We start from the raw sequence: 21,635 nt of genomic DNA on the forward strand, positions 1-21,635 counted from the left end.
AATTGGCAAAAACTCACAAACATAGTTATTAACAATGACAAATATTCAATTCATTGCCAAGTCAGTTCAGGCGCCTGCAGTAAGTATTCAAAACACTGTAAAATTATTAGAGGAAGATTGTACTATTCCGTTTATTTCGCGTTACCGAAAAGACGCAACCGGAAATCTTGATGAAACTGTAATTGAGCTGATTGCAAAATTGCAAAAAGATTATGATACACTTGTAAAACGTAAAGAAGCAGTTCTGAAATCTATTGAAGAACAAAAAGCACTTACGCCAGATTTGAAGAAAAAAATTGAAGAAAGTTTTGATTTACAAGAAATAGAGGATTTTTATCTTCCGTACAAAAAGAAGAAAAAAACAAAAGCCGATGTTGCCCGCGAATTTGGTTTAGAGCCTTTGGCAAAATTGATTATATCTGAAAGTGATGTTGATATTGATTTTCTTTCTACACAATACATCAATGAAAATGTTATCAACGAAGAAGCAGCAATTCAGGGTGCAAGAGATATTGTAGCCGAATGGATTAACGAAAATATTTACGTTCGTAAACAGCTTCGTAGATTGTTTCAGCGTAAAGCAACAATTGGAACTAAAGTTGTAAAAAAGAAAGCCGAAGAAGAAGGAGCACAAAAATTCAGTCAATATTTTGATTGGGAAGAACCTTTAACAAAAGCGCCTGCGCATCGATTATTAGCAATGCTTCGTGCAGAAAATGAAGGTTTTATAAAAATGAAAATAGATGTTGATATTGACGATGCTTACGATGTTATTGACGAAATCATCATTAAAAAACAAAATAATACAACAGCCCACTTGCAATTAGCAATTGAGGATAGTTACAAACGTTTGTTGAATCCGGCAATTGGAAATGAAACTTTACAGGAAGCAAAAGCAAAAGCCGATGCTAATTCAATTCAGGTTTTTGCTAACAATTTAGGACAGCTATTATTGGCTCCGCCTTTAGGAGAAAAACGAATTTTGGCAATTGATCCGGGATTTAGAAGCGGTTGTAAAGTAGTGTGTCTGGACGAAAAAGGCGATTTATTATACAACGAAACGATTTATCCGCACGCGCCTCAAAATGAGGAATCAATGGCGATTAAAAAAATCCGTTCGATGGTAAATGCGTATCAAATAGATGCGATTTCTATCGGAAATGGAACGGCTTCAAGAGAAACTGAATTTTTCATAAAAAAAATCGCGTTCGACAAACCAGTGCAGGTTTTTATCGTTTCAGAAGCGGGAGCTTCTGTTTATTCGGCGTCAAAAATTGCGAGAGAAGAATTTCCAAATTATGATGTAACAGTCCGTGGATCAGTTTCTATAGGAAGAAGACTTTCAGATCCATTAGCCGAATTGGTGAAAATCGATCCAAAAGCAATTGGAGTTGGACAATATCAACACGACGTTGACCAGACTAAATTAAAAGAAGAATTAGACAGCACAGTAATTCGCTGCGTAAACTCGGTTGGAATTAACATCAACACAGCAAGTAAACATTTATTAAGTTATGTGAGTGGAATAGGAGAGAAGCTGGCTGAAAATATTGTACAATACCGTTCTGAAAACGGGCCTTTTGAAGACAGAAAACAGCTGAAAAAAGTTCCTCGTTTGGGTGATAAAGCATATCAGCAAGGAGCAGCATTTATTAGAATTACAAATGCTAAAAATCCGCTTGATAATTCGGCGGTGCATCCAGAGGCTTATCCGGTTGTAGAAAAGATGGCGAAGGATTTGAATATTTCGTTAAATGACTTAATTGCAAATAAAGAGAAAACGGCGCTTATTAAGCCAGAAAAATATGTAACGCCTGAAATAGGTTTACTTACACTGAAAGATATCATAAAAGAGCTTGAAAAGCCAGGATTAGACCCAAGAAAATCGGCTAAGGTTTTTGAATTTGATGCAAATGTAAAATCAATCAAAGATTTGAGAACCGGAATGATTCTTCCGGGAATTGTTAATAACATTACCAACTTTGGCTGTTTTGTTGATATCGGAATTAAAGAAAGCGGATTGGTTCACATTTCGCAGTTAAAAGCCGGATTTGTAAGCGACGTAAACGAAGTGGTAAAATTACATCAGCATGTTGATGTTAAGGTTACTGAGGTTGATGAAGATAGAAAGAGAATTCAGTTGACGATGGTACTTTAGAAAAAATCCAATTGAAGATAAAACAAAAAAATCCCAGGCTACAATTTGTAATCTGGGATTTTTAATAATAAGTTTGAAGGTTACTCTTTTGTTTCTTCTTCTTGTTTTTTAGCAGGAGCAGATTGATCGTCTTTAGCAGCGTTTTTAAATTCCTTAATTCCACTTCCTAAACCTTTCATTAATTCTGGAATTTTTTTACCTCCAAAAAGTAATATCACAATACCTACGATAACAAGGATTTCTGTAAGACCTAATCTTCCCATGACTATTATATATTTAATGCCGAAGCAAATTGATTTTTATTTTCACCGCAAAGGTATATAGAATATACGAACAAGAATGGTTTTTGAGTCAAAAAATTTCTTTTTAAGTGCGTTAAATATTTTATAAAATCATTATATTACTGCAAATGCTCATTTTTCGCAAGCATCAACAATGCGATTAATTACTATATTTGCTTGTATAAATAACCAAAATGGCTAAGAAAAAGAGAGACTTTAGGAAAAAATTATTCATCAAAAACCGACTGGTAATTTTGAATGAAGATACTTTTGAAGAAATTTTTTCCTTCAGGCTTACGCTAATGAATGTGTTTGTAATGTTTACTTTAGGCGGAATATTTCTAATTCTGGTAACAACTTTCATTATTGCTTTTACTCCTTTGCGCGAGTTTATTCCGGGTTATTCTTCATCGCAGTTAAAAAAAAATGCAACAGAATTGGCGATAAAATCTGATTCATTAGAAAGAGCACTCAAAAAAAATGAAGCATATATTAAAGGAGTTCAAAAAGTATTGAATGGTCAATTAGAATATGCAAAATTTAATAAAGATTCTATTATAGGTGAAGCAGATGAACCGTCAGATTTAAATATGAAAGCTTCTGAAGAAGAAATTAAGCTAAGGGAAGAAGTGGCAAAAATAGAGAAGGAGACTAGCCCCAAAAAGGGCAATAAAAACAAAAGTGACAAAAAATAATACCGCAAAAAATGTCAATTAAATCGATAGCAGCAAAAATATTTGCCCGCAAAATATATAACCAAACTCTTTCCTGGGCCAATAAACCGGTTGAAACTCAACTAGAAGTTTTTAAAAGTCTGATTGAAAATGCAAAGGAAACCGAATTTGGAAAAGACCACCATTTTGAAAAGATAAAAACATTTGAAGATTTTCAAAAAAACGTTCCTATTCGGGATTATGAAGATTTAAAAAATTATATCGAAAAGGTTAAGGCTGGTGAGGAAAATATTCTGTGGAAAGGGAAACCGATTTATTTTGCCAAAACATCTGGAACAACTTCTGGCGCCAAATATATTCCGCTTACAAAAGAATCAATGCCTACGCATGTCAATGCCGCTCGAAATGCAATCCTGCATTATATAAACGAGACTGGAAATGCAGATTTTGTTGATGGTAAAATGATCTTTTTACAAGGAAGCCCCATTTTGACTGAAAAACACGGAATTAAATTTGGAAGACTTTCGGGTATTGTAGCGCATTTTGTTCCGAAATATTTGCAAAAAAACCGAATGCCTTCTTGGGAAACCAATTGTATTGATGACTGGGAAACGAAAGTAAATACAATTGTAGACGAAACGATTAATGAAAATATGTCTGTGATTTCCGGAATTCCATCCTGGGTACAAATGTACTTTGAGCGTTTACAGGAAAAAAGCGGAGGAAAGAAGATAAGCGAAATATTTAAAAACTTTAATTTGTTCATTTACGGAGGCGTAAATTACGAGCCTTACCGCGCTAAGTTTGAGCAGATGATTGGAAAAAAAGTTGACAGCATTGAGCTGTTTCCGGCTTCTGAAGGATTTTTTGCGTATCAGGATTCTCAAAAAGAAAAAGGAATGCTTTTATTGCTGAATTCCGGAATTTTCTACGAATTTATTAAAGCCGATGAATTCTTTACCGAAAATCCAAAAAGATATACAATCGGCGAAGTTGAATTAGGCGTAAATTATGCTTTAATAGTTTCTACGAATGCCGGACTTTGGGGTTATAATATTGGCGATACGATTCAATTCACCTCTTTGGCTCCGTATCGTGTCATAGTTTCAGGACGTATCAAACATTATATTTCTGCTTTTGGAGAACATGTTATTGCAAATGAAGTAGAGAATGCAATGAAAGAAGCAACCGCAGGAACCAACATAGTAATAAACGAATTTACCGTTGCGCCGCAAATCACGCCAGCAAACGGATTGCCATATCATGAATGGTTAATTGAATTTGAAAAAGAACCGGAAAATATAGAAACTTTTGCAGAAGCGATCGATGATTCGATGCGAAAGCAAAATATTTATTATGACGATTTAATTACCGGAAATGTTTTAAGAAAAGTTGTTGTCAGCAAAGTTTCAAAAAATGGATTTCAGGAATACATGAAATCGCAAGGAAAATTAGGCGGACAAAATAAAATTCCGAGATTGTCGAATGACAGAAAGATTGCGGATAATTTGAAATAGAATCACCAATTTTATTAATCTCTTCTAACAATTTGTTAAATACCATTTTACTGAAATTACATATATAATTCCTACTTTCGCTTGTCAAAAGTTAGAATGATCTTCACTATTTTGAAGATTTTTAAAATAAAATAGAATGAAAGAAACCAAACATATATCAAGATCAAGAGCTCAGGAATCATCTGCAGCGATAGAAAAAATGTACATTACAATGCGCCATTTATTTAACCGTGGTTTTTACAAACCAATGGGAGTTTCTGGTGACAGTTTACGCGAATCATTATTAGCATTACGTCCGGAAATCTACGGAAATATCGCCGAAGAAAAAGTAGAACTAAACGGACTCTTGTACGTTATAGAACGTCTTCCGATAGGAATTGAACAATGTAGATTCATCAACTTAACTTCAGACGAAGGATATTCTAAATCGCATTTCCAGCCAATTGTTCCTCCAAAAAGAAGAAGAAACTGCTACAGAATTGATGAAGAACAAATGAATGTTGAAATCACTCGCGGACGTTCGGACATTTATGATATCCTGACGCATTTAACGTTTATTTTCATTGAATCTCATAAAATTAAAAACAGAGTTTTAATTGACGATGGCGGAGAAGTTTCGCGTGACTGGCTAAAATTAGAACAAGCCGTTACGCAGACAAAAAAGCTTTCGCAGATTGAGAAAGAAAAAGCGATTTCGCATGTTGCCAATATTTTAGCTAGAACTTTTGAAGAAGTTTTAGACATTTACGATGCCTTTGGTTCAGAAAATGCTCCAGATCGTTTCCTGCATGTTATCTATTGGTTAGGAAAATTAGCGATCGAAGAAATTGTTGAAAACAACAAAAGAACGATAACTTTTAGTCCGGTTTTACGTGAACGTCTTGGACATCATATTCATGGAGAAATCTGGGCAACAAACATCAAGGAAGTTTTAAAAGCAAACGATCTTTTAAAACGTCCAATTCACGTAATAAGTGCCAATATGCACAGTGTGATGAATTCGATCTTTGCAACTCCTTTATTAACATCAAAATACAAAGGCAAAACAGATTTCTTTATTTATGAAGAACTGAGCAATTCGGGATCAAAAGAAATTAGAAGCCAGGTTGAAGAATTAGCGCTGAAAAATGGAATGATTTCTCTGCCGGATACTTCAGGAACAAATATCGACGTTCAAATTTTTGATACGGCCAAAATTGACTGGTCTAAAACCGCATTTCCAAAAACAAAATCAGAAGAAGACAATCCAGTTATTATAGTTATGGATTATGCTTTTGGAGAACAGGCTTATGAAACAATCGACGAGCTTTTAAAACCATTTAAAAAAGAAACATTACTAAACGTAAAATCAGTTTCGATTATGGGTAAAGCCGGAATTCTGGAAGGAGGAAAAGGCGATATCATGATTCCTTCGGCACATATAAATGAGGGAACGGCAGATAATTATTTCTTCGAAAATGAATTAACAGGAGCAATGTTCGAGGGAAATGACATTGACGTTTATGAAGGCGCAATGGTTACCGTTTTAGGAACGTCACTGCAAAATAGAGACTTATTGAAATTTTTCCATGAATCAACATGGGGAGTAATTGGTCTTGAAATGGAAGGTTCATATTATCAAAAAGCGATTCAGTCGGCTTCAAAAATTAGAAAAAGCGTGCCGCACGATATTAAAGTTCGATATGCTTATTATGCATCAGATAATCCATTAGAAACAGGAAGTACATTAGCCTCAGGCGGATTGGGAACAACAGGTGTAAAACCAACTTATTTGATCACAATTAAGATTTTAGAGCAGATTTTCAACATCAAATAAAAACCAAAAATGAGTACAAAAGTACCACCAGATAATACAGATCAGGAGATTGATATTTTTCAGCTTTCAAAAAGTATCGGCAGTTTTTTTGATCGAATAAATGCCTTAATTTTTCGATCGATCCAGTTTTTTATTAGAAACTGGATTATCGTTGCCATTTTAGTAATTCTTGGATTTGGATTGGGCTGGTATTTGGATACAAGCAAAAAATCATTTCAAAATCAGGTTATTGTAACACCAAATTTTGGGAGTGTTGATTATCTGTATACTAAAATAGATTTAATAGAATCTAAAATTATTTCGGGTGATACGATTTTCTTAAAGAATGTTGTTGGAATTAAGCATCCAAAAACAATCAAAAAAATTGAAATAAAACCAATCGCTGATGTCTATAAATTTATTGAAGACAAAGAGCAGAATTTTGAGCTTATAAAATTAATGGCTGAGGTTGGTGAAGTCAATAAAGTTTTAGAAGATAATGTAACGAGCAAAAATTATACTTTTCATACCATTTCATTTGTATCAAACGCCGTAACAAACGAAAAAGATATTGTTGAACCATTGTTGAAATACTTAAACAATTCAGCCTATTTTGATGCGCTTCAAAAAATAGGATATAAAAACCTTGAGCAGCAAATAGTTCAGAATGATACTATAATATCGCAAATCGATCAGGTTTTAAACGGTTTTTCGAATACTGTAAAAAACGGATCTAAAAATGATAAACTGGTTTATTATAATGAAAACACCCAGTTAAACGATATTATAAAAACAAAACAGTACTTAATTACAGATCAGGGAAAAAACAGGTTAAAGCTGATGAATTATGATAAAACGATTAAAGAAATTAATGCGGCTTTAAACATAAATAATACTAAAATTACGAATGGAAACTTTAAACTAATGTTTCCGCTTTTCTTGATTTTAGCTTTTGTTTTAATTCATTTGTTTCAAAAATTTTATCGTAAACAGCTTTTGAAATCGCAGGTTAAATAACATTCATTTGAAAACGAATAAAATCTTTGAAAGAATTTCTAAAAATCCATTTCTAAAACAAAGTTTGAGCACGTTGTTTTTAAGAATATTTGGAGTTCTTTTATTATTTGGTTTCACTGTTTTTTTAACAAAAAGTTATAATCCAAAAATAGTGGGACAATATGATTTTGTACGCTCCTTTTTATTAGCTGTCGGAAGTATCTGCATGCTTGGTTTTGACCAGTCTATTTTATATTTCAAAGGATTTTTGGTAAGTCAAAATGCGGTTGAGCAGCTCAAAAAAGTATATGTTAAAATGATAATGATGCTTTTTGCTGCTTCATTACTGGTTTTGATTATCATTTTATGTATTGATAAAGAAAGAATAAACAACTACTTTTCTGACGATGAGGTTTATACCATACTTTTAAAAGCTTCGGCGATATTATTTTTCTACGGATTATCGCTTTTAAATACAGAAGTTTTTAGAGCTTTAGATAAATTATATGTTGCAGAGTTATTTAGAAATATCTTAAAATATATTCCGCTTATAATTGGATCTATTGCTTTATTTTATTGGCATAAAGAAACCTATTTAGTAGATGTTTTTTTAATTGGATTTGTCCTTTTAGCAGTTTTAAGCTCCGTCTTTATTTTTATTTATTTTAATAATACAGATGAGATAAAAACCAAAGAGATTTTTTCAAATAAAGAGATTTTTATAAAATCGTATCCAATTGCAGTCAGCGCAATGGCAATTTTTTTATTAATGTGTTTTGATGTAATGTTTTTAAAAAAATATAGAAACGATGAAACAGTTGCATTTTATTCAGTTGGCGTAAAAGTAATGACCATTGTTTCAGTTATTATTTTGACTGTAAATATTACCGTTTCAGCTAAAATTGCAGAGATGTTTTCAAGTCATAACATAACAGAATTAAGAAAGATTTTAAGAAACAGTTCTCGTTTAATATTCTGTATTACCTTTCCGGTAATTTTATTAATAAGTATTTTTTCAGAATCTGTTTTGTCCTTTTTCGGGCATCAATATATTGCTGCACAGCAAGCTTTTTTAATTTTAATAATTGGTCAGGGAATTTGTTCAGCATTTGGCTCGGCTCCCGTTTATTTAAATATGACCGGAAGACAGCATATTTTTCAGATTATATTAATTGCGGCAGTTATAATTAATTTTCTTTTAAACAGATTTTTGATTCCGGAATATGGTATGACTGGGGCGGCAATTGCGTACGTTTCTAGTGCTCTTTTCTGGAATTGTATTGCAGCCATAATTATCTATAAAAAAGACAAAATATTGATTTTTTTGCATTAAGAAAAACGAGTTATAACATGAAAACGAAAATTGAAAAAAGTAAAGCAGCATTTTTGCTGATTGCGGCGGCAAATCTATTTGTTGCTGCAATAACTTTTTTTATTTTGCCTCCCAAGTTTTTTTATGATGCTGCAATTATTGCTTATGATAAAGGAAACGAAATAGGTTATTTTGGCAGTTATCCGCTTTCCATTTTATTGTACAAAATTTCAGGACTGCGTTATTTGCCATTTCCTGTTATTGCTTTAATTCAGTTCCCTCTTTTAATGTATATTTTATATAAAATTGGCATTCCGAATCAAATTGAAAAGCTAAACGTTAAGAACTTATTGGTTTATATGGGAATTTTAATGATTGCCATTTTTATGTCGATGCCGTCAAAAGAGTTTATAACTTTTTTATATATCTCGCCAATTGTTTTTATGTGCATAAATCAAGAGATTTCTTTAAAAAAAACAATCATATACTCCGTACTTTTATTATTAATTTTTGGGGTATTTTTTCGTCCCTATTATCTTTTAATTCCCGTTATTGGTGGCGGAATGTATTTAGTAAGTCGAGTAAGTTTCAAAAGTAAAACCATAACTACTATATTTTATGGTTTATTGATTGCTGTTTTTTTATCTTTCAGTCATGGTGTTTTAAAAGGAAAATATCTTTCTGAAATTAGCCGTGAACTGGTAAACAGCGACCGGGTTGGTTCTTCAGATGCAAATTCTATAATTATTTCTCCCGTGAAGACAGATACATGGTACGGAGAAACAATAGGTATCTTTTATGGATTTTTCACAGTCAATGTTCCTTTAAACGGCTTAAAACATATACTGTCTCCACAAATTGTTATTTTTATAATTTGGCAGCTGCTGCTATTTTATATTTTATTAGTTCGTTTTGCTAAATGCCTGGCAGATAGAAAAAGATATTCTAAAGAACTTTTAGTACTGCTTATTATTTTTGCTTTTTTTATTGTACAAGGGGTTTTCGAACCCGATTTGGGTACAGCAGTACGCCACAAAATGGGCGTTTTTCCATTAATTTATTTTGCATTATACTATGAATCTTTCAGAAAAGAACTTCAATAAATTATTCCATGTTTTTTTGTGTCTGATTGCTATTGCAATGATTTTCAGAAAACCGTGTTCATTACTTATTATTTTGTTTGGTGTTTTTAATTTGATTTTTGTCCGAAAATTAAAATTCACCAAAACATCATGGATTTTAATTCTTTGTATCGCTTCACCGGTTCTGTTAGAATTATTACTTTTTTGGAACAATGATTCTTTTTCTAAAGGATTAAAAGCCATTGAAAAGAGTACCTCATTAGTATTATTTCCAATCTTTATTATTGGAAATTATCAACGGGTAAAGTTTTTAAGATTAATAGAAACTTATAGTATTGCAACAACATTTATAATACTGGGATTTGCAATAAGGTTTTATATTATTTACCCTGATTTATTAAGCAAATATTTAAACAGAATTGACCTGTTTGAAATAGGTTATAAATTTGCAGATAGTATTGGTATTCATGCACCAGCCTTAAATATGCACCTGGCATTTGTTTCTGTTTGTGCATTTTATTTTGTTTTTTACAGTTTTCATAATAATGAAAAAAGAACCCTTAAAATTCTTCGATTTGCGATCTTTTTATTATCGTTTTCCTTTGTGCTATTGGTCAATACAAGAATGGCGTTAGTGAATGTTTTAATTGGTTACGCTATCGTTTTTATTGTTGAAATAAAGTCAAAGATTAGTTTAAACAGAATTGCATTAACATCAATAGGACTTTTAATTGTATTAGGCGGTATCTTGTTTTTTTTCGTGCAGAAGAATCCATATATGAAACAGAAATATTCTACGGTTACTTTTGCTTATATGGATAAAGTAGGAAAACTAGATGAAATAGATCACCCGGAAATTTATGCTTTTAATACTTTGGCAGCACGGCTTTCAATCTGGAAATCAGCGTGGGAATTATCTGTTAAAAACCTTCCTTTTGGAGTTGGTGCTTCAGATGGAAAACCGGAATTAAATAAATATTACAAAGAAACAAATCAGCATTTTTTAGCAAAATTTGAATTCCCAACGCACAATCAGTTTTTAGATTTTTTATTGAAGTTTGGAATCCTCGGCCCTCTGGTTGTAATTCTTTATATTTTTACTATTGGATATTTAGGTTACGATTTAAAAAATGCTGTGATAATTTCGTTTTTTATCATCTTTTTGACTTCAAATTTAATCGACGATTTCCTGCTTCGATTTGATGGTATTGCCTTTAGCGGATTTTGGTTTTCTGTTTTTTCAAGTTATTGGCTGCAGCAAAAATTTACTCTTGATAGAGAGCCAGAAGCTGTTTAAAATTTTCATTTTTATCAAAAAGATCATAACATCTTTTTAATGCATTTTCTCCAAATACAGCTCTCGTTTTCGGGTCTTTTAAAATCTCAAAATAGTTTTCTAATTCATTGATTTTGTCAAAAAGAAAACCTGTTTTATTTGGAACAATGATGTCTTTATTACCAATAATATTGGTCGCAATTACAGGTTTTTCTAACACCATAGCTTCTAAAACAGCAATAGGCAGACCTTCCCAAAGAGAAGTTTGAAGATAAATATCTATAGAATTTAATGTTTCAAAAACGACTTTTTTGTCTAAAAGCCAGCCGGTAATTTTAATGTTTGATGCCGTAATTAAGTGATTTAGTTCTCCGTCGCCAATCCAGATAAAATTAAAATGAGGAAACCGTAATGCAATATCATTAAATAATTGTGGATTTCTTGCCGCTGTAATTCTGCCCAAAATTCCAATTGTCAATTTTGCATTCAGATGAGGGAAAAAATGCTTACGGATATCTGTAATATCAACTCCGTTTCGAATAAGTTTTGCAGAACCAATATTTTTTGCAATTTCAAATTCAGTATCACCGCAGGCAATAATTGTTCCTCCAAAAATCCTTTGAAAACTCTTTTCTATAACAGAATAGAATTTTTTTGTAGTTTTTGAAATATCAGTTCTTAAAAAAGCATAGCCGTGTGGTGTATAAAAAATCTTTACTTTTTTGAATAAGAAAAAAGCAGCAATTCGTCCTAAAACACCAGCTTTTGAAGAATGAAGGTGAATTATGTCTGGATTGATTTTTTTAAGTTCCCGGTATAGTTTAATAATGGCGCTGTAATCCTGCAGGAGAGAAATCTCTCTTACCATATTGATATTTATTAAGTTAACATCTTTTGAAAATTCAGAGTTAACTTTTTCTACACTAACACCATTTCTGTTACTGCTATAAATAATGGTAGTTTCTATGGTTTTGGGATTTTTCTCATCACCAAAGAAAGCTGACAAATCCTTAAAATAAGTATAAACACCGCCTTCTAGTGCCTCCACAATATGTACAACTTTCAAAACATTCAAAATTTAGTTTCGTAAAAATAGAATAAACCAATTTAATAATGAATTAAAAAAGCGAATTCTCTTATTTATTAAGATTTTAGTCAATTTAAAAGGCCAGATATTTTATTACATTTGTGCAAATTTACAGAGATTACCAAAAACAAAAGGTTCAACAAAATCATTATGAAAAGAATACTTATTACCGGAGCGGCGGGTTTTTTAGGATCACATTTGTGCGATCGATTTATCAAGGAAGGTTATTTTGTTATCGGAATGGATAATTTGATTACTGGAGATCTTAAAAACATTGAGCATTTATTCAAATTAGAGCATTTTGAATTTTACCATCACGATATTACAAAATTTGTCCACATACCTGGAGACTTAGATTATATTTTACATTTTGCTTCGCCGGCAAGTCCTATAGATTACTTAAAAATTCCAATTCAGACCTTAAAAGTTGGTTCGTTAGGAACGCACAATTTGTTAGGATTGGCAAGAGTTAAAAAAGCTAGAATTCTTATCGCTTCAACTTCTGAAGTGTACGGAGATCCATTAGTACATCCTCAAACCGAAGAATACTATGGAAATGTAAATACAATCGGGCCCAGAGGCGTTTACGACGAAGCTAAACGTTTTCAGGAATCAATAACGATGGCTTATCATACTTTTCATGGAGTAGAAACCAGAATCGTTCGTATATTTAATACATACGGACCAAGAATGAGACTAAATGACGGACGTGTAATTCCTGCATTTATTGGGCAGGCACTTCGCGGAGAAGATTTAACTATTTTTGGAGATGGTATGCAGACCCGTTCATTTTGTTATGTAGACGATCAGGTTGAAGGTATTTTCAGATTATTGCATTCTGATTATGTATATCCGGTAAATATTGGAAACCCGGATGAAATTACAATTAAAGATTTTGCAGAAGAAATCATAAAACTTACCGGAACAAATCAAAAAGTAGTATATCATCCATTGCCTATAAATGATCCATTGCAGCGTCAGCCGGATACGACCAAAGCAAAAGAATTATTGGGATGGGAAGCAAAAGTAAGCCGTTCCGAAGGGATGAAAATTACTTATGATTATTTTAGATCACTTTCTAAAGAAGAACTTTCTAAAGAAGAACATAAAGACTTTTCAAGTTATATTAAATAATATCAATTAGAATCGTTTTCGAACTATATAAATTTGTATACCATAGTACAGTAGCTATATATGACTGCATTTCACACAGGAAGATATTCAAAATATATTCGGCCAATAAGTATTTTAATCGACCTGTTTGTGATCTCGATAGTCAGTTTTTTTGTTTTTAATAATCAGGTTTCAAATATCTGGATACTTATTTTATATCAAAATGCAGCATGGGGTATAGTTGCATTTTCGATTAAATTTTACAATGTATACCGTTTTACGACGCCAATAATTATTGCATCAAAAATAATAAAACAAGCAACTCTGTTTCTTCTAACGATTATTGCATTTTTCCCATTTTCGAGACAAGCGATTTTTAGCGAGTCAAAGATTGTAGTATTTATAACTTTGATTCTAGTTCTGGTTACGGTTTTTAAATTTGCTTTGTTTTTTTATCTAAAAGAATATAGAATTATAACCGGCAGTAATTATAGAAATGCTGTTATTATTGGGTTTACGCCAGAAGCGATTCGATTAAAAGATCTTTTTGAAACAAGAAGAGATTATGGATATAGGTTTCTGGGATATTTTTCAGATAAAAAAATAAGCCAAAAAATTACAGGTAAACTAGCTGATTTAAAACCATTTGTAATTGAAAATGAGGTTGACGAAATTTATTGTTCTTTGAATGAAGTTTCGAATAAAAGTTTGAAAGACCTGATTGATTTTGCAGATGAAAATAACAAAACCATAAAGTTTATTCCAGATACAAAAGAGATTTTTTCGAAAAACTTAAAAATAGATTATTACGATTTTTTTCCGGTGCTTTCGTTAAAACAAACAATGCTTAATGAGCCGGCAATAAAATTCATGAAACGCCTTTTTGATGTTTCATTTTCAATATTAGTGATTGTTTTTTTGTTGTCATGGTTAATTCCGTTACTGGCGATTTTAATAAAATTAGAATCAAAAGGACCGGTATTTTTTAAGCAGGGAAGACCAGGAATGGAAGAGAATGAATTTGTATGTTATAAATTCCGTTCGATGTACATTAATAAAACAACAGAAAAAGAAGCTTCAAAAGACGACCCTCGTGTTACAAAAATGGGACGATTTATGAGAAAAACAAGCATCGATGAGCTTCCGCAATTTATAAATGTTTTGTTAGGAGATATGTCCGTCGTAGGACCAAGACCGCATTTATGGTCTCAGAATAAAGAATATGGTAACAGGGTTAAAAAATACATGATTCGTCATTGTGTAAAACCCGGAATTACCGGATTAGCACAAGTAAGTGGTTTTAGAGGAGAAATAACAGCAGAAAGAGATATGGTAAACAGAATAAAATTTGATGTTTTTTATATCGAAAACTGGTCATTAATTCTGGATTTGAAAATAATTTCGCAAACGATAATAAACATTTTCAAAGGCGATAAAAAAGCATATTAATGAACGATTTAGTATCTATTTTAACACCGACATATAATACTGAAAAGTTTATTAGAGCTACTATAGAATCAGTTCAAAATCAGACGTACCAAAATTGGGAAATGATTTTGGTTGATGATGCGTCGACAGATGAAACGGTTTCTATTATTGAAGAATTTGTTCAAAAGGATTCCAGAATTAAATTATTCAAATTATCTAAAAATTCAGGAAATGGTTTCGCAAGAAATGAAGCTTTGGAAAAAGCTACGGGAAAATACATTGCCTATCTTGATGCAGATGATTTGTGGTCTTCAACTAAATTAGAAAAACAGATTCAGTTTTTAAAAACAAATAATCAAACTTTTACTTTTAGTTATTACGATTCTATTGATGAAGAGGGAAATAATTTAAAAAGGAGAGTAGAATCGCCAAATCCGTTAACATATAAAGAATTATTTTTTTGTAATTACGTTGGTAACCTTACGGCTATTTATGACACTGAATATTTTGGAAAAATCAAATTAGAATCTTCAGAAAAAAGGCAGGATTGGAGAATATGGCTTACGATTTTAAAACAACTAAAAGCGGTAGAAGCTGTGCCAGAACCTTTAGCATTTTATAGAATTAGAAAAGATTCTATTTCATCTTCAAAATTTAAACTGATAAAACACAACTTTGGTGTTTATCGAGATTTTCATGGTTTTAACTTCGTGTTTTCTGTTTTATTGATGATACGGTTTCTATTTACTCAGCTGATTATAAAACCAAGATATATAAAGAAAGTTTAAATATTCTTCAAGGTCGCAAATTGCGACCTTAGAGAATCGCGATTAGATTGGAGTTCACAATTTGTGACCTCCAATTTTCAAATTAAGATATTTTGAGAGTCAATCTTCGCAAAAACTTGATGTCACAAACTGTGACATCAAGTTTTTAAGGTCACAATTTGTGACCTTAAAGAATTATTTTTTATACCCAATCTTGATTCTACCAACTTCATTTTCTTTTTTCTCAGTTAGTTCATCTAAATAGGAAAAAACCAATTCAATATTTTTATCATGATTCTCTAACTTCTTTTGAATCTGTAGAATATCAACTTTAATTTCTGTTGTGTCCAAAAGCATTTGTCTCACTTTCGTGAAAATACGCATGATTTGAATATTGGTTTGAATTGCTTTGTCGCTTTTTAATACACTAGAAAGCATTAGTACACCGTGTTCCGTAAATGCAAAAGGCAAATATTTTTGATGTTCACCTCTTCCTTTCTTTAAGATCACAATTTGTGATCTTAAAGAATTATGCTCAATTTCAGTAAGTTGAAACATAAAATCTGGCGGAAATCGAGATAAATTTCTTTTTACAGCCTGATTTAAAACTCTACTTTCTATTTCATAAAGTAAAGCTAGATCACGATCAAGCATCACTTTTTGACCACGGATAAAATATATTTTATTTGAAATTGTTTCTTCAGAAAGCAGAGATTGATCGTCCATAAGTTTTTATTAGAAAAACAAATGCAAGATTTTATTTATATTTATAAATACGATTTAAACTGTTTTAATTTCCCACGATTGGATCTTTCTAAAACAGATTTTCTTGTAAAAGTGAAGTTTAAATTGGGCTCTAAATACAAATCGATGGCTTCTTTTATTTTTTGAATTTGTTGTGAAACCAATTCTTTTTCAGCAACATATTCAATTTCAAAAGTATCTAAATGAGTTTGTTTGATGATAAATTCTTTTACGTTTCCATCATCTTCAATAATGCTTTTGGTAACATAATAGAACGTCAAACCAGGAGATTTTTTTCCGCTTGGCAAAATCGCAACATCATTTGTTCTCCCAATTAATTTTTTTAAGATAGGCTTTTGAGGAGTACTTTTTTCATCGAGAATCCCAATGTCGCCAATTTCATATCTGATAAAAGGGTTTGCTTTGTTGAATAACGACGTAATTACAATTTTTCCTTCCGTTCCATGTGGAACAACATTATTGTTTTCATCTAAAATCTCTACAAAAAGAGTTTCAGCATTTACCTGCCATTCGCCTTGTGGATTTTCAAAAGCAATTAAATCAAGTTCAGACGCACCGTATTCACGGATTATTGGAATGCCGAATTGTTTTTCCAACAGTTTTTTATCTGTTTCAAAAAGCATTTCCGAAGTCACAAAACAAGCTTTTAATGTTGGACAGATTTCATTTAATATGATATTTTTTTGTTCTAAAAATTTAGCAAATAATACAATAGAACTGGTATATCCGTTGATATAATCGAATTTTTTCGATTTGAATTTCTGCAGAAATTTTTCGAGAATTTCATCAGATAAATCAAAAACCGGAAATCTAAAACGATGCGTTAGAAAATCTTTGAAACGTTCTTTTTGATATCCAATAAAATCCATCGGAATTCCATAAAAGCGTGCTTGGTACGAATGATTAAAATCAATATTAAACCAGCCAAAACGCATTATATTTGACGCCCAGGTTAAGGCGTGCGAGTATTTATCTTTAGCAAAAACAAAAGGAGTTCCGCTTGATCCGGATGTTTTGTTGAGGTAAATATTGCTTTTTGAGTAACCGTTTGAAAGTCTTTCTTCGAGTGGTTTTTGCAGATTTTGTTTGTTCAAAATGGGTAAATCTTCCCAATTTTCGACAGTTGTATTTCCAACTAGTTCTCTATAAAAGGAGTTATTCTTTAAATGAAAATCAACAATTTCTTTCTTTTTACTTTCGAGAAAAGAAACATATTCTTCTTCAGAAAAATGAACAATTTTATCCAATTCGGCTTTGGCTTTCTTTATCGGAAAACCATTTAATTGAAGGGAAAGATCAAAAAGACGAATCATTTTTAAGATAATTTTCGTCAAAAATAATATTTACCAATTACTAACAGCGAAGAATCAACAAGTTTTTAAGATTTAATTATTTTTTACGTGTAAAAGCAATTATTTTTGCACCACAACATAAATACAACTATACCATGACAATTTTATTATTGGGATCAGGCGGAAGAGAACATGCTTTTGCGTGGAAAATGATTCAGAGTCCGCTTTGCGAAAAACTTTTTGTTGCACCAGGAAATGCAGGAACAGCTGCAATTGCTGAAAATGTAGCAATTGCTCCAACTGATTTTGAAGCTGTAAAAGCATTAGTACTTAAAGAAAATATAAGCTTAGTAGTCGTAGGGCCAGAAGATCCGTTGGTAAAAGGTATTTATGATTATTTTAAAAACGACGAAAGTTTAAAAAATATCCCGGTAATTGGACCATCAAAATTAGGAGCGCAGTTAGAAGGAAGTAAAGAATTTGCAAAAGAATTCTTGATGAAACATAATATTCCAACTGCAGCTTACGATAGTTTTACTGCCGAAACAGTTGAAGAAGGATGTAAATTTCTGGAAACATTACAACCTCCATTTGTTTTAAAAGCAGACGGTTTAGCGGCAGGAAAAGGAGTTTTGATTATTCAGGATCTTGAAGAAGCAAAAACAGAATTAAGAAACATGCTGGTTCACGAGAAATTTGGAGCAGCAAGTTCAAAAGTGGTTATCGAAGAATTTTTAGATGGAATCGAATTAAGCTGTTTCGTTTTAACTGACGGAAAAAGCTATAAAATTCTTCCAACAGCAAAAGATTACAAAAGAATTGGTGAAGGCGATACAGGTTTAAATACAGGCGGAATGGGAGCAGTTTCTCCAGTTTCTTATGTTGACGCTGTTTTGATGGAAAAAATCGAAACACGTATCGTAAAACCAACAATCGAAGGTTTCCAAAAAGATGGAATCGAATATAAAGGATTTGTATTTATTGGTTTAATCAATGTAAAAAATGAACCAATTGTTATTGAATACAACGTAAGAATGGGAGATCCAGAAACTGAAGTTGTAGTTCCTAGATTAAAATCTGATTTAGTTGAATTGTTCCTTTCGGTTGCGAATCAAAAATTAGATGAATTCGAATTAAAAATTGATCCAAGAAGTGCGACTACAATTATGGTGGTTTCTGGCGGATATCCTGAAGATTTTGAAAAAGGAAAAGTTATTACAGGTTTAGAAAATATTACTGATTCGATAGTTTTTCACGCCGGAACAAAATTAGATGGCGAAAATATCGTTAGTAATGGAGGACGTGTTTTGACAGTAACATCATACGGAGATGATTTTCAACAGGCCATAAAAAAATCTTACCAAAATATAGATAAACTAAATTTTGATAAGATGTATTTTAGAAAGGATATCGGCTTCGACTTACTTTAAGAAAGAGTGAGCCGTTGTATCTTGGTTTTCAGTTCCTGCAGCATCAAAAATACGTAATTGTTTAATCCAATATACGATTGCTGCAGAACAGATAATCATAAAAATCCAGTTGATAGTGTTTGCACCAAACCATGTAACTAATTCCAAACGACGTAAAAAGTCAAGGGGAGCAAACAAAATGTTAACGAATAAGTATTGTATTCCTTCAAAAAAAGCTGTCATAATTTTATAAAATTATATGTTATTATTGTTTTAACGCATTGAAGCAAAATTCAAAAAACAGAGAATCTTTTTTCAACTTGTTGGTTTTCCTTTTTAAACAAGTATTATATTTACAGTCACAAAAGTATAAAATATCCTTATGATAACAAGTGTTTTTAAAAAATCTACGCCATTAAATTATTCATTGGTTGTAATTTTGATACTGGTTTTCTTCTTTATGTTTCAAATTCGAGAAACGTCTTGGATAAATTCTTATTTTACGATATTTCAAAAAGTAAGTTTACTGTGCTTTATTTTTGCTTCATTTTTCATGATTAATTTCATTGTCAAAAAAAACGGGCTCAGTAAAGATAACGGTTACGCGATATTTTTCTATTTATTATTCATTCTGTTTTTCCCAACAATATTCAATCACCCAAATGTTGTTTATGCTAATTTCTTTGTATTATTGGCACTTCGCAGATTGATTTCACTTCAGTCTTTAAAATCATCAAAAGAAAAAATTTTCGATGCTTCTTTTTGGATTTTTATGGCTTCTTTATTTCAATTTTGGAGTATTCTCTTTCTTATTTTAGTTTTTATATCGATAATTTTTCACGTTTCGAGAGATTATAGAAACTGGGTTTTGCCATTTATTGCGCTTTTGGCAGTAGCAGTAGTCTTTTATATGATTTCATTAATGTTTCACATTGATGCTGTTAAGTTTGTTCAGGAACGTGCTATAATCGATTTTAGAATAAATTATTTTAAGAATAATTACGAAAATGGGGCGCTTTCGATATATGCAGCGGTTGTCGTATTTTTTGTATTTTCAATGCTAACAACCTTGTCAAACAGACCGCAGATTGTGCATACATCATATAAAAAAGTTGTGGCTTGTTTTTTTATTGCTGTTCTTGTTTATATTATTTCGCCAGACAAAAGCAATGATTTATTATTGTTCAGCATTGCACCATTAGCAATGATGGCGGCAAGTCATGTAGAATATATGCAACAAAAACTCAATAACGAAATTGTATTTTATGTGTTGATTTTGTGCAGTTTATTTACTTTTTTCTCTCAGTTATAATTTACTTCCGTACGCAAGATCACCGGCATCACCTAGTCCTGGAACAATGTAATTTTTCTCATTTAGTTTTTCGTCTAAAGAAGCAACCCATAAATGGCAGTTTTCGGGAAGGTTTTTTTCAAGATGGGCAATTCCTTCCGGTGCAGCAATAACAACTACAATATGAAATTCTGTTGGCGCAGCATTTTCTACTAACTTTTTATGTACAGCAACGATAGACTGCCCAGTTGCGAGCATAGGGTCAAGAAGTAAAACCGTTTTATTATTTAAGTTTGAAATAGCCTGATATTCAACTAAAATTTCAAACTCATCGTCATTATTTGGATGATGTCTGCAGGCAGAAACAAAGCTGTTTTCGGCATGGTCAAAATAATTTAAAAAACCATTATGAAGCGGTAATCCGGCCCTTAAAATTGGACATAAAACCAAATCAGGTTCAATCTCTGTTGTTTTTTTAATACCCAGCGGTGTTTGAATTTCAACATTTTTATAAGGTAAAATTTTGCTTAATTCATAAGCCATAATTTCCCCAATGCGTTCAATATTTTTTCTAAAACGCATGCTGTCGTTCTGCACATTTACATTTCTAATTTGTCCCAGAAAATGATTTAGAACACTATTGTTTTCAGATATATAATGAATTTTCATGGTGATTTTTTAATTTATTAACGAACTATTATATAAAAACAAAAATTAATTTCTTTTTTTCGCAGCATAAAAGTATAAAAAGTATCTTTGTATCTCTAAAAAATAAAGACATGTTTTCAAAATTAGCATATTCTGTTTTCGAACAAAGCATTAAAGATTATCATCAATTTGATAATGTTGACCAGCCTATAAACAATCCATTTCCAAAAGATAAATTCGAACATTTATTATATTTAAAAAACTGGATCGATACTGTTCAATGGCATTTTGAAGATATCATTCGCGATCCGCAAATTGATCCCGCAGCGGCTTTGACTTTAAAAAGACGAATCGACGCTTCAAATCAGGAGCGTACTGATATGGTTGAATATATCGATAGTTACTTTTTGCAAAAATACAGCCATGTAAAAGCAAAAGACGGAGCAAAAATCAATTCTGAAAGCCCGGCTTGGGCATTTGACAGATTGTCTATTCTGGCGTTAAAAATTTATCACATGAACGAAGAAGCGACTCGCGCAGAAGCGACTCAGGAACATAGAGATAAATGCCAGGAAAAATTAAATATTCTTTTAGAGCAAAGAACAGATTTATCTACAGCAATCGAAGAATTATTGACAGATATCGAAAATGGTGATAAATTCATGAAAGTGTACAAACAAATGAAAATGTACAACGACGATGATTTGAACCCGGTTTTATATCAAAATAAAAAATAATTTGGCA

At 31.7% G+C, this 21,635-nt stretch carries 20 protein-coding genes; 14 read left to right on the forward strand and 6 right to left on the reverse strand.

All coding sequences use genetic code 11. The features are described from left to right. Positions 1-34: 34 nt before the first annotated feature. Positions 35-2,158, forward strand: coding sequence for a Tex family protein (locus tag AABD74_RS04960; protein ID WP_406844846.1), 2,124 nt, complete (start codon positions 35-37; stop codon positions 2,156-2,158). A gap of 80 nt (positions 2,159-2,238) precedes the next feature. On the opposite strand, the gene AABD74_RS04965 is transcribed toward AABD74_RS04960, so the two are convergent. After that, entirely contained in the window at positions 2,239-2,421 is a 183-nt protein-coding gene (locus tag AABD74_RS04965; protein ID WP_232679735.1) for a twin-arginine translocase TatA/TatE family subunit, read from the reverse strand. Between the two features lie 212 nt (positions 2,422-2,633). Between AABD74_RS04965 and AABD74_RS04970 the strand changes: the two genes are divergently transcribed. From AABD74_RS04970 to AABD74_RS05000, 7 genes are all read left to right on the forward strand, one after another. After that, a complete protein-coding gene (locus AABD74_RS04970; RefSeq protein ID WP_232679733.1) occupies positions 2,634-3,134 on the forward strand; it encodes a peptidase in 501 nt (166 codons plus the stop codon). A gap of 11 nt (positions 3,135-3,145) precedes the next feature. Next, on the forward strand, positions 3,146-4,630 hold the full coding sequence (locus AABD74_RS04975) for a GH3 auxin-responsive promoter family protein (RefSeq protein WP_406844847.1): 1,485 nt from the start codon (positions 3,146-3,148) through the stop codon (positions 4,628-4,630). A gap of 136 nt (positions 4,631-4,766) precedes the next feature. Then, the gene (locus AABD74_RS04980; protein ID WP_406844848.1) at positions 4,767-6,446 is read left to right on the forward strand and encodes a DUF6909 family protein; all 1,680 of its coding nucleotides are present in this window, start codon (positions 4,767-4,769) and stop codon (positions 6,444-6,446) included. Between the two features lie 9 nt (positions 6,447-6,455). After that, positions 6,456-7,442: a hypothetical protein gene (locus tag AABD74_RS04985; protein WP_406844849.1), complete on the forward strand. Its 987-nt coding sequence runs from the start codon at positions 6,456-6,458 to the stop codon at positions 7,440-7,442. 7 nt (positions 7,443-7,449) lie between these two features. Continuing rightward, on the forward strand, positions 7,450-8,754 hold the full coding sequence (locus AABD74_RS04990) for an MATE family efflux transporter (protein WP_406844850.1): 1,305 nt from the start codon (positions 7,450-7,452) through the stop codon (positions 8,752-8,754). 17 nt (positions 8,755-8,771) lie between these two features. Next, positions 8,772-9,836: a hypothetical protein gene (locus AABD74_RS04995; protein WP_406844851.1), complete on the forward strand. Its 1,065-nt coding sequence runs from the start codon at positions 8,772-8,774 to the stop codon at positions 9,834-9,836. A 37-nt stretch (positions 9,837-9,873) separates the two neighbouring features. Next, entirely contained in the window at positions 9,874-11,112 is a 1,239-nt protein-coding gene (locus tag AABD74_RS05000; RefSeq protein WP_406844852.1) for an O-antigen ligase family protein, read from the forward strand. Here the strand turns inward: AABD74_RS05000 and AABD74_RS05005 are convergent. After that, positions 11,081-12,157: a glycosyltransferase gene (locus tag AABD74_RS05005; protein ID WP_406844853.1), complete on the reverse strand. Its 1,077-nt coding sequence runs from the start codon at positions 12,155-12,157 to the stop codon at positions 11,081-11,083. The two genes, AABD74_RS05000 and AABD74_RS05005, sit on opposite strands and share 32 nt — an antisense overlap. A 171-nt stretch (positions 12,158-12,328) precedes the next feature. Here AABD74_RS05005 and AABD74_RS05010 point away from each other — a divergent pair, with 171 nt between their 5' ends. Genes AABD74_RS05010 through AABD74_RS05020 form a run of 3 tightly spaced genes read left to right on the forward strand, consistent with a single transcriptional unit; the run spans position 12,329 to position 15,507 of the window. Next, positions 12,329-13,312, forward strand: coding sequence for a UDP-glucuronic acid decarboxylase family protein (locus AABD74_RS05010; RefSeq protein WP_056207444.1), 984 nt, complete (start codon positions 12,329-12,331; stop codon positions 13,310-13,312). 60 nt (positions 13,313-13,372) lie between these two features. Beyond that, positions 13,373-14,740 carry an undecaprenyl-phosphate glucose phosphotransferase gene (locus tag AABD74_RS05015; protein WP_406844854.1) on the forward strand — a complete coding sequence of 456 codons (1,368 nt, stop codon included), beginning with the start codon at positions 13,373-13,375 and terminating at the stop codon, positions 14,738-14,740. Continuing rightward, positions 14,740-15,507 carry a glycosyltransferase family 2 protein gene (locus AABD74_RS05020; RefSeq protein ID WP_406844855.1) on the forward strand — a complete coding sequence of 256 codons (768 nt, stop codon included), beginning with the start codon at positions 14,740-14,742 and terminating at the stop codon, positions 15,505-15,507. Before AABD74_RS05015 ends, AABD74_RS05020 begins: the two co-directional genes overlap by 1 nt. 174 nt (positions 15,508-15,681) lie before the next feature. On the opposite strand, the gene AABD74_RS05025 is transcribed toward AABD74_RS05020, so the two are convergent. After that, entirely contained in the window at positions 15,682-16,212 is a 531-nt protein-coding gene (locus AABD74_RS05025; RefSeq protein WP_406844856.1) for an ORF6N domain-containing protein, read from the reverse strand. Between the two features lie 41 nt (positions 16,213-16,253). Then, positions 16,254-17,564: a phenylacetate--CoA ligase family protein gene (locus AABD74_RS05030; RefSeq protein WP_406844857.1), complete on the reverse strand. Its 1,311-nt coding sequence runs from the start codon at positions 17,562-17,564 to the stop codon at positions 16,254-16,256. 134 nt (positions 17,565-17,698) lie between these two features. On the opposite strand from AABD74_RS05030, the gene purD reads away from it, so the two are divergent. Beyond that, the gene (gene purD / locus AABD74_RS05035; RefSeq protein ID WP_406844858.1) at positions 17,699-18,973 is read left to right on the forward strand and encodes a phosphoribosylamine--glycine ligase; all 1,275 of its coding nucleotides are present in this window, start codon (positions 17,699-17,701) and stop codon (positions 18,971-18,973) included. Here the strand turns inward: purD and AABD74_RS05040 are convergent. Further along, positions 18,965-19,195, reverse strand: coding sequence for a DUF6341 family protein (locus tag AABD74_RS05040; protein ID WP_232679695.1), 231 nt, complete (start codon positions 19,193-19,195; stop codon positions 18,965-18,967). The two genes, purD and AABD74_RS05040, sit on opposite strands and share 9 nt — an antisense overlap. A gap of 139 nt (positions 19,196-19,334) precedes the next feature. Between AABD74_RS05040 and AABD74_RS05045 the strand changes: the two genes are divergently transcribed. After that, the gene (locus AABD74_RS05045) at positions 19,335-20,264 is read left to right on the forward strand and encodes a DUF6427 family protein (RefSeq protein ID WP_232679693.1); all 930 of its coding nucleotides are present in this window, start codon (positions 19,335-19,337) and stop codon (positions 20,262-20,264) included. On the opposite strand, the gene upp is transcribed toward AABD74_RS05045, so the two are convergent. Beyond that, the gene (gene upp / locus AABD74_RS05050; protein ID WP_232679691.1) at positions 20,259-20,912 is read right to left on the reverse strand and encodes a uracil phosphoribosyltransferase; all 654 of its coding nucleotides are present in this window, start codon (positions 20,910-20,912) and stop codon (positions 20,259-20,261) included. The genes AABD74_RS05045 and upp overlap by 6 nt on opposite strands. A 110-nt stretch (positions 20,913-21,022) precedes the next feature. On the opposite strand from upp, the gene AABD74_RS05055 reads away from it, so the two are divergent. Further along, positions 21,023-21,628 carry a DUF4254 domain-containing protein gene (locus AABD74_RS05055; protein WP_232679690.1) on the forward strand — a complete coding sequence of 202 codons (606 nt, stop codon included), beginning with the start codon at positions 21,023-21,025 and terminating at the stop codon, positions 21,626-21,628. The last annotated feature ends 7 nt before the right edge of the window (positions 21,629-21,635 follow it).

The sequence above is a fragment of the Flavobacterium soyae genome (assembly GCF_045348165.1).
Lineage (GTDB): Bacteria > Bacteroidota > Bacteroidia > Flavobacteriales > Flavobacteriaceae > Flavobacterium > Flavobacterium soyae.

What these genes read in the sequence shown, in the direction of transcription:
- AABD74_RS04960 (WP_406844846.1), top strand. Translation starts at nt 35, where the DNA reads ATGACAAATATTCAATTCATTGCCAAGTCAGTTCAGGCGCCTGCAGTA.
- AABD74_RS04965 (WP_232679735.1), bottom strand. Translation starts at nt 2,421, where the DNA reads ATGGGAAGATTAGGTCTTACAGAAATCCTTGTTATCGTAGGTATTGTG.
- AABD74_RS04970 (WP_232679733.1), top strand. Translation starts at nt 2,634, where the DNA reads ATGGCTAAGAAAAAGAGAGACTTTAGGAAAAAATTATTCATCAAAAAC.
- AABD74_RS04975 (WP_406844847.1), top strand. Translation starts at nt 3,146, where the DNA reads ATGTCAATTAAATCGATAGCAGCAAAAATATTTGCCCGCAAAATATAT.
- AABD74_RS04980 (WP_406844848.1), top strand. Translation starts at nt 4,767, where the DNA reads ATGAAAGAAACCAAACATATATCAAGATCAAGAGCTCAGGAATCATCT.
- AABD74_RS04985 (WP_406844849.1), top strand. Translation starts at nt 6,456, where the DNA reads ATGAGTACAAAAGTACCACCAGATAATACAGATCAGGAGATTGATATT.
- AABD74_RS04995 (WP_406844851.1), top strand. Translation starts at nt 8,772, where the DNA reads ATGAAAACGAAAATTGAAAAAAGTAAAGCAGCATTTTTGCTGATTGCG.
- AABD74_RS05000 (WP_406844852.1), top strand. Translation starts at nt 9,874, where the DNA reads ATGATTTTCAGAAAACCGTGTTCATTACTTATTATTTTGTTTGGTGTT.
- AABD74_RS05010 (WP_056207444.1), top strand. Translation starts at nt 12,329, where the DNA reads ATGAAAAGAATACTTATTACCGGAGCGGCGGGTTTTTTAGGATCACAT.
- AABD74_RS05015 (WP_406844854.1), top strand. Translation starts at nt 13,373, where the DNA reads ATGACTGCATTTCACACAGGAAGATATTCAAAATATATTCGGCCAATA.
- AABD74_RS05020 (WP_406844855.1), top strand. Translation starts at nt 14,740, where the DNA reads ATGAACGATTTAGTATCTATTTTAACACCGACATATAATACTGAAAAG.
- AABD74_RS05025 (WP_406844856.1), bottom strand. Translation starts at nt 16,212, where the DNA reads ATGGACGATCAATCTCTGCTTTCTGAAGAAACAATTTCAAATAAAATA.
- AABD74_RS05030 (WP_406844857.1), bottom strand. Translation starts at nt 17,564, where the DNA reads ATGATTCGTCTTTTTGATCTTTCCCTTCAATTAAATGGTTTTCCGATA.
- purD (WP_406844858.1), top strand. Translation starts at nt 17,699, where the DNA reads ATGACAATTTTATTATTGGGATCAGGCGGAAGAGAACATGCTTTTGCG.
- AABD74_RS05040 (WP_232679695.1), bottom strand. Translation starts at nt 19,195, where the DNA reads ATGACAGCTTTTTTTGAAGGAATACAATACTTATTCGTTAACATTTTG.
- AABD74_RS05045 (WP_232679693.1), top strand. Translation starts at nt 19,335, where the DNA reads ATGATAACAAGTGTTTTTAAAAAATCTACGCCATTAAATTATTCATTG.
- upp (WP_232679691.1), bottom strand. Translation starts at nt 20,912, where the DNA reads ATGAAAATTCATTATATATCTGAAAACAATAGTGTTCTAAATCATTTT.
- AABD74_RS05055 (WP_232679690.1), top strand. Translation starts at nt 21,023, where the DNA reads ATGTTTTCAAAATTAGCATATTCTGTTTTCGAACAAAGCATTAAAGAT.